The 6,892-nt window shown below is 66.6% G+C and carries 6 protein-coding genes; 2 read left to right on the forward strand and 4 right to left on the reverse strand.

The features are described 5' to 3' along the window. Window positions 1-23 precede the first annotated feature (23 nt). The 4 genes from Q4A20_RS10000 to Q4A20_RS10015 form a co-directional block, all read right to left on the reverse strand. On the reverse strand, window positions 24-347 hold the full coding sequence (locus Q4A20_RS10000; protein WP_303122602.1) for a branched-chain amino acid transporter permease: 324 nt from the start codon (window positions 345-347) through the stop codon (window positions 24-26). Continuing rightward, window positions 347-1,075 carry an AzlC family ABC transporter permease gene (locus Q4A20_RS10005; RefSeq protein WP_303122608.1) on the reverse strand — a complete coding sequence of 243 codons (729 nt, stop codon included), beginning with the start codon at window positions 1,073-1,075 and terminating at the stop codon, window positions 347-349. Before Q4A20_RS10005 ends, Q4A20_RS10000 begins: the two co-directional genes overlap by 1 nt. 198 nt (window positions 1,076-1,273) lie before the next feature. Next, a complete protein-coding gene (locus Q4A20_RS10010; RefSeq protein WP_303122603.1) occupies window positions 1,274-2,080 on the reverse strand; it encodes a hypothetical protein in 807 nt (268 codons plus the stop codon). 105 nt (window positions 2,081-2,185) lie between these two features. Further along, a complete protein-coding gene (locus tag Q4A20_RS10015) occupies window positions 2,186-3,196 on the reverse strand; it encodes a hypothetical protein (protein ID WP_303122604.1) in 1,011 nt (336 codons plus the stop codon). A gap of 176 nt (window positions 3,197-3,372) precedes the next feature. Between Q4A20_RS10015 and Q4A20_RS10020 the strand changes: the two genes are divergently transcribed. After that, entirely contained in the window at window positions 3,373-5,058 is a 1,686-nt protein-coding gene (locus tag Q4A20_RS10020) for an alpha/beta hydrolase (RefSeq protein ID WP_303122605.1), read from the forward strand. Between the two features lie 125 nt (window positions 5,059-5,183). Continuing rightward, entirely contained in the window at window positions 5,184-6,722 is a 1,539-nt protein-coding gene (locus Q4A20_RS10025; protein ID WP_303122606.1) for a hypothetical protein, read from the forward strand. Window positions 6,723-6,892 lie beyond the last annotated feature (170 nt).

Below are 6,892 nucleotides of genomic sequence, written 5' to 3' on the forward strand. Positions count from 1 at the left end.
TGTGTGCTCGGCTCATAAGCGGTTCAGGCAATCAGGAGCGAGGCCGCCACGTAGACGGCGGTTCCGCCGATCAGTGACAGGCCCATGGCTCGGCGCCACAGGTGCAGGCCGGCGGTTGCGCCGATGCCCGCCAGGGCAGGCAGCCAAGTGGAGGGTGCCGCGCAGACGCCGTCGAGCGTGTAGGCGACCAGGACGATCATCACCCCCAACGGCATGGCGCTGCCCAGGAATCCGAGCAGCGGCATACGGTCGCGGTCCCGCAGCAGCACGAAGGGGGTGATGCGGCACGCGAAGGTGATGGCGGCTACCAGCACTACGGCGAGTGCCAATTGAGGGTTCGTGAGCATCAGGGCCTCCCCTCTCTTGCGGCGGTGTGGTCGCGGTGATTGTGGTCGCAGCGATGACGCCAGGTGTACAGGGCGATGAGTGCGATCGCGAGCGTTCCCAGTGCGCTCAGCAGGGCCGCGGAGCCACCCACCGCCAGCCCGACGGCACCGGCCACCAAGCCGGCGAGCAGTACGGCCAGATCCGGGTGCGCTCGCCAGTTCTCAATCGCCAGGACGACGAACAACGACGTCAGGACGAAGCCGAGCAGGGTGACGCGCTCACCGATGAGCGCCGCCAATCCGGTGCCCGCGAGAGCCCCGGCCGTAGTGCCGAGTATCCAGGCCGAATGGTTCATGATCTCGATGGCGACGATATAGCGTCCGTTCATGGCCTTGCGGTCCCGCGAGGCCAGCAGGGCGTATACCTCGTCGGTGATCGCATGAATCGCATACAGGCGGGTGGCGGGAGTCGGCCGAACCCGGTCCAGGGGGAAGCCCAGCCCGTAAAAGACGTGCCGGCCGGACACGAACAGTGTGGAGGCCGCTATTGCTGACAGGGGCTCACCCGCTGCGGCCAGGGGCACCAGCAGCATCTGCATAGTCCCCGAGTAGATGACTACGCTCCACACCGGTGCCCACCACCAGTCCAGGCCCGCGGCGACCAGCAGCAGCCCCGCGGCCAGTCCCAGTGTGATGTAGCCGATGACTATAGGCAGGGCGTCGCGGGCGGCGTCGCGCACCGTCGTCATGGGCGCCGGTGCGCGAGCTGCGGAGGACGGCGGCTCGGCGGGGGAGGGACGTGACGCGGAGGTGGGCACCGGGACAGAGTAGGGGCTCTTCGCATGTGGGGGTGTGCTGGCGGGAGCGGCAGTTCTGGGAGGGCGATGAAGGTGTTCAGACGCGGCCGGGCTGCGGAGCGTCGCCGGGCCCGCACCCCGGCGGCGCGGTCACTCGTCGCTGGGGCGTCGATCCATGATCCTCTGCTCGCGTTGGCCTGCGCGGCGGGCGCTGTGTGAGACCACGCCCACCATGATCATGAACACTCCGAAGGCGATGAACCTGCCGCTTACCGCATCCGCCCAGAAGTAGGTCGACAAGGAACGGCCCAGGTCGGAGTGCGCCGTCAACCTATCCAGAAGCGGTCCGACGACGCCGTTCATCACCCTGGGAGCCAGCAGGAACGGAAGCCCGGTCAGCAGCGATACCGTGCCGACTACGAAGGCCCCCAGACTGGAGTGACTCGCCGTCCACAGTGCGAGTGCCAGCACGAGAGCTCCTGCTCCCAGTTCTGCCGGCGCGCCCGCCGACGTACCGAAGGTCAGGGGTGCGGCGTCCTCGACCGCCCTGGCGGCGCCGTCGTGGAGGAGGAACCAGCTCAGGGGCAGGGCGACCACCCAGATGAGCACGCCGGCCCAGTGGGCGGCCGTGCGGGGGTTCGGGTGGCCGACGACGCTGGAACCGTCCAGCAGGATGTCCGCCTCCGAACGCGAAGGCCGGGAGGTCTCATCGCCAGGCGCGGCGGGCTTGGCCGCCGTGCGGGCTCGTTTGCGGTCGGCGGCTGCCGGCAGGTCGACATGTGGTGGCGGCGGGGGCTGTCGTGCTGCTTGCGGTGCCTGCACCGCGGCGGGGCGGGGAGTGTTGTCGACGGCGCTGGAGGTGGAGTCGGAGGCGTCATCCCAGGCGGCGGACTCGGCCGTGGGGCCGCGCATGGCCTCCTCCCCAGGATTGTGTCCGGCGTTGGTATCGGTGCTCATCACAACCTCCTTATCCGCTCAGGCTAGCGGCTCGGCATCCCGATGCGGGGAGGCGTGCCGAGCCGTGCTCCGAAGGCGCCTCAGTCGGAATCTCCGGCGCGGGCGTCACCATGCATGAGGCAGTCCGCGCGGCGGTGTGGGCGTCTCCCGGGAGCGCAGCTCGAGCAGTTCGCGCGCCCGGCCCTCGCGGCGGGCCAGGTGTGCTCCCCAGCCGGCCGTCGTCAGCAGGATTCCGGTAAGTAAAAGGCTCGCACCGGTCGGATCGTCGGGCAACAGCCCGGCCAGCGCCGCCCGCCCGGGGAGGTTCGGCCAAACGCCCCCCAATAGTGCCGGCAGCGCGCACAGGATCAGCAGCGCACCGGTGGCGCGGGCGCCGAGTGTGGATCGGCCCGTGAGAGCCGCGGCCGGGATCAGGAGGGCGAGTGCGGCCAGGGCGGTGAGCATGGCGCCACTGGGGATCGCTCCCGGTGTCACGAGTCGCGCATAGCCGTTCGCAATGAGAACGAGTGCGGCGCCTACGGCCAGCAACGTGAGTGGGAAGGACAAGATGTGGTCCCGGCGTCGTGACGGAGGGGCTGCCGGGGTGACGCCCGGGGTTCTGTCGTTGGCGCTGAGCCTGGAGGACAGCCGTGCATCCTCCCGGCCGGCGCGGCGGGCCTGGCGCATCCCCCACGAGCCCCCCAGTAGTAGCGCCGCCGCGATGAGCACCGCGCCCGTGGGGATCAGGGACCGGGCCCAGGCGAAGGGTGCGGCTGCGGCATGCCCCGGTCGGGCCAGGATCACCGCCTGGGCGAGCAGCGCGACGGCGCCTCCGATCAGTCCACCGAGGGAGGAGCGTGCAGCGAACAGCCACTGGGCCAGTGCCGACACGATGAATACCGTGACGGTGAACAGGATGATCCGGGGCAGTTGCCCGGCGCCGGCGGCCCGGGAGGCCAGGCCGGTCAGGGTGAGTGTGAGCGGCGGCAGGAAGATGCCGATGACCGCCGTCAGCAGGTAGTCGCCGCGACGCGACCGTGGTGCCGTTTGGACCGCATTCGGGGGCGAGTCGGAAACCGGTGATGTTGGTCCTGTCTGCGTTGCCGGACCCCTGGAGGAGCGGATGTCTTGGCTCACGGCTCGAGTTTATGTGATCGGAGTTGAGATGATTGGTGATTGCCCATGTGGTGCAGTTGTGGATCGTGAGCCTTGACGGGTGGAGATGCCTCCTCCTGGGGAAGGAACGCCATAGGTGTAGATTATCGGTCGGTGGGGGGAACGGTGTTTGCGTCGCGGTGCCTACATTTCCTGTCATGAGAACGACAACGACTCACAAGCGCCTCGGCGCTCGAGCCCTGGCTGTTGCCGCGGTCTCCTGTTTGGCCGTGTCGGCATGCACGACTGGAGGGGGTGCCGCGAAAGGTGCCTCTGCGCCCGCCAGTCCGGTGGATGCGCAGAGTGCTCCGCCGGTGCCCGCGGGCCTGGAGACCTTCTACAATCAGAAGCTCGACTGGAAGGAATGCGACGACGACGCCTCCTTCCAGTGCGCCACGGCGAAGGTTCCGCTGAACTACGACGAGCCCTCGGGCAAGACCATCGACCTGGCGCTGAAGAAGCTCCCCTCCACCTCGGGCAAGCCGATCGGTACGCTGCTGACCAATCCCGGCGGTCCCGGTGGTTCCGGACTGGAATACGTCTCGCAGGAGGGAGTCTTCTCCGATGCGCTGCGAGCGGGCTACGACATCCTCGGTTTCGATCCGCGCGGGGTGGGCGAGTCCACGCCCCTGACCTGCTTGAGCCCGCAGGAGATGAGTGAGGTGGCCGAGGCCACATTGCAGCAGAAGAGTTCCGGAGCCACCAACCAGCAGCAGGACGATGATGCCGCCGATCCGCAGCAGGACTCCATGCCCGTGGACTTTGAGGAGGAGACCGCCGAGAGCACTGAGAAAACTGCGGCCGAACTGGCCGCCAAGTGCAAACAGTACTCGCCTGAACCCGATCTGATCGACCACATGGACACCGCCTCGGTGGCGCGTGACATGGATGTGCTGCGGGCACTGTCGGGTGACGCGCGCCTGCACTATCTGGGCACCTCCTACGGCACCTACCTGGGAGCCCGTTACGCTGAGATGTTCCCTGCGAACGTGGGCCGTATGGTGCTGGACAGTGCGCAGAATCCCGCACAGGAGAACGCTGAGAACATCGTCCAGCAGGCCGAGTCCATTGAGAAGAGCCTGCGTGCCTACGTCGAGCACTGCCAGGCGGGGGAGGACTGCCCGCTGACCGGGGATGTCGACTCCGGCGTCGAGCAGATCAGGCAACTCATTGAGAAGGCCAGCATCACGCCGCTGCCGTCCACTCAGGGTGACCCCGTAGACGGGGCGACGCTCACGAAGACCCTGATCGACATGATGTATGACAACAGTGCGTGGGACCTTCTGACCGCGGCGCTCAGCCAGGCGATCAAGAACAATGACGGCACGGCCCTCGCCGTACTGACCAATCCATCACTGGTGGACGATGAGACGGACCCGCAGGAGCTGGCTGAGAAGGAGGCCCGTGACACGGCCAATGAGAACGCCATCAGCGCCGTCGACTGCCTCGACTACCCGGTTCGTGGAGACAAGTCCAAGTGGGATGAGCAGGCGGCCAAGATCAAGGAGGTGGCGCCCACACTCGGCACGGGACTGGGCTACCCCGACGCGTTCTGCAAGGGCTGGGGCCACCACACCGACCACCAGCCGGGCAAGATCCGTGCCACGGGCGCGGCGCCGATCCTCGTCGTCGGCATCACCGGAGACCCCGCCACCCCGTACCAGTGGGCCAAGGATCTGGCCGCCCAACTGGACTCTGCCCGTCTGCTGACCGTGGAGGGCAACGGTCACGGCGCCTATAAGCGCAAGGGTGACTGCGTGGACAACACCGTAGACAACTACCTGCTGCGCGGTGAGCTGCCGGAGAAGGACTTGACCTGCAAGGAGGAGATCAAGCAGTACTAAGGAGGAGATTGCAGTACTACTGAACCCGGGCGGGGCGGGTCGGTTGAACGGACCCGCTCAACCACCGCTGTGCAATGTTCAGAAAACCATAGAAGTTGAACCGATCGTTGAAAGTGAAGCATCTGATGACTGAGTCCGCTCCAACCTCCTTCTCACTCACGCGCCGCTCTGCCGTAGCGGCTATCGGGGCCGCGCTCCTGCTGCCATTGGCGGCTTGCGCGGGCGGCAATGACTCGCAGAGCAAGAGCCCGGCGTCCACATCGCCGACCCCCGAGTCCCCCGCGGGGGCGCAGGACCCGCTAGGCAGTCTGGCCGGTGCGCCGTCGTTGTCCGATGAGCAGTACGAGACCGTGGTCGAGGGGGTGTCCGCCTGGGTGACCCGTATCTGGCCGATCATGGGGCCGGTGTGGCCGGGGGTCGATTACACCAGGCATCGGATCGTGGCCATGCAGGTCGACGAGCAGTTCAAGGTGAAACGTGCGTGGGCGATCTCGGTTGACGGTCAACGGGAACTCAAGGCCGACGAGTACGCGAGCATTGAGGTGCCCACCTCCTACGGCAAGATCACCTTCGAGGACCAGCCGTCCATCACCCTCAACCTCGGTCAGGCAGCCACGGTGGGGGTTAGCAACAGAGAGGGCGGTGGGGCCGCCGCGGGTATGAACTCCACGCCGTCCGTGACCGCCACCGGCGCCTCGGAGCCCGTCGCGGATCTGAAGGATCCGGCCACCTACGCCTTCGCGCTCATGACCCACGAACTGGTCCACTTCTACTATCAGGGCGAGATCAATGTGACCGCCTCCAGCAGCAGGGACACCCCCTACCCGTACCAGGCGCGGCCCCGCACCCTGCGGCGCATGATGCTGCACCGCTTGCGTCAGGCGGCAATGGATGCGGACAAGCGGTCCGAGCACCTGGGGCACGCCCGCTACTGGATGGACACGTGGAAGTCGGAGTTCGCGGGCGAGGCCGAGGACATCCACCACTACGACATCGCCGAGGGCATCGCCCGGTACGTGGAGTACATGGCGCTGTCCATCCAGGAGAATCAGTCTCCTGAGCAGCTGCAGACCCGGCAGGCGGCGCTGCTGAAGGAGGAGCCGCTGGACGTATCGGTTGACGTGGAGTCCTATGCCTTCGGATTCATCACCGGGGTGCTGTTGGACGCGGTCAAGCCCGACTGGAAGAACGGGTTCTACGCCAGTGGCAAGACACTCACGGAGATGCTCTTGGAGGACGTCGCCCCCGTTCCAGAGGAGGTGGACCCCGAGGTCGGTGGTCAGGTTGACGAGGCGATCAAGGAGGCGGACCAGTACGTTGCGCCGGACATCAAGAAGGTCGACGACGCGGAGGCGGACACCTCGGTGGCCTACCTGCACCTGCCCAAGTTGGATGAGATCGGTTACTCCAGTTCTTTCGTCTACAAGGACAAGGTGGTACTGACCACCACCATCATGGTGCTGAATGGCGATGGTCAGAATCTTCAGGTGCTGGGAGTGCCGACCTTCACCGGTGCTGACAGGGAATCGCTGTACATCCCCTTGATCAACGCGCCGCACAGCTACGCCGACGGTGTGCTCACGGTCACGGGCGATGAGATCACCGGAACCATCAAGGCTGAGAAGACCACCGAGAACGGAAGGGAGGTGTTCGTCGCGAAGTAGCGGAAGCGACCACAACTATTGCCTAGCGGTCCTACCGTCACGAGAAGGGCGAGTGCATAGGGGCCGGCCGACACCAACAGTCGGCCGGCCCCTGCGCGTGCTCGACGGCACCGCCGCATTTTCGCGGGCCGAACCGCGATTGGAATTTGAGGGTGTGGCGGTTGGCCGGG

The sequence above is a fragment of the Actinomyces sp. genome (assembly GCF_030530635.1).
Lineage (GTDB): Bacteria > Actinomycetota > Actinomycetes > Actinomycetales > Actinomycetaceae > Actinomyces.

Bases quoted from the DNA above. Each gene is read 5' to 3' on its own strand.
- Q4A20_RS10005 (WP_303122608.1), bottom strand. From the start codon at position 1,075: ATGACGACGGTGCGCGACGCCGCCCGCGACGCCCTGCCTATAGTCATC.
- Q4A20_RS10025 (WP_303122606.1), top strand. From the start codon at position 5,184: ATGACTGAGTCCGCTCCAACCTCCTTCTCACTCACGCGCCGCTCTGCC.
- Q4A20_RS10010 (WP_303122603.1), bottom strand. From the start codon at position 2,080: ATGAGCACCGATACCAACGCCGGACACAATCCTGGGGAGGAGGCCATG.
- Q4A20_RS10000 (WP_303122602.1), bottom strand. From the start codon at position 347: ATGCTCACGAACCCTCAATTGGCACTCGCCGTAGTGCTGGTAGCCGCC.
- Q4A20_RS10020 (WP_303122605.1), top strand. From the start codon at position 3,373: ATGAGAACGACAACGACTCACAAGCGCCTCGGCGCTCGAGCCCTGGCT.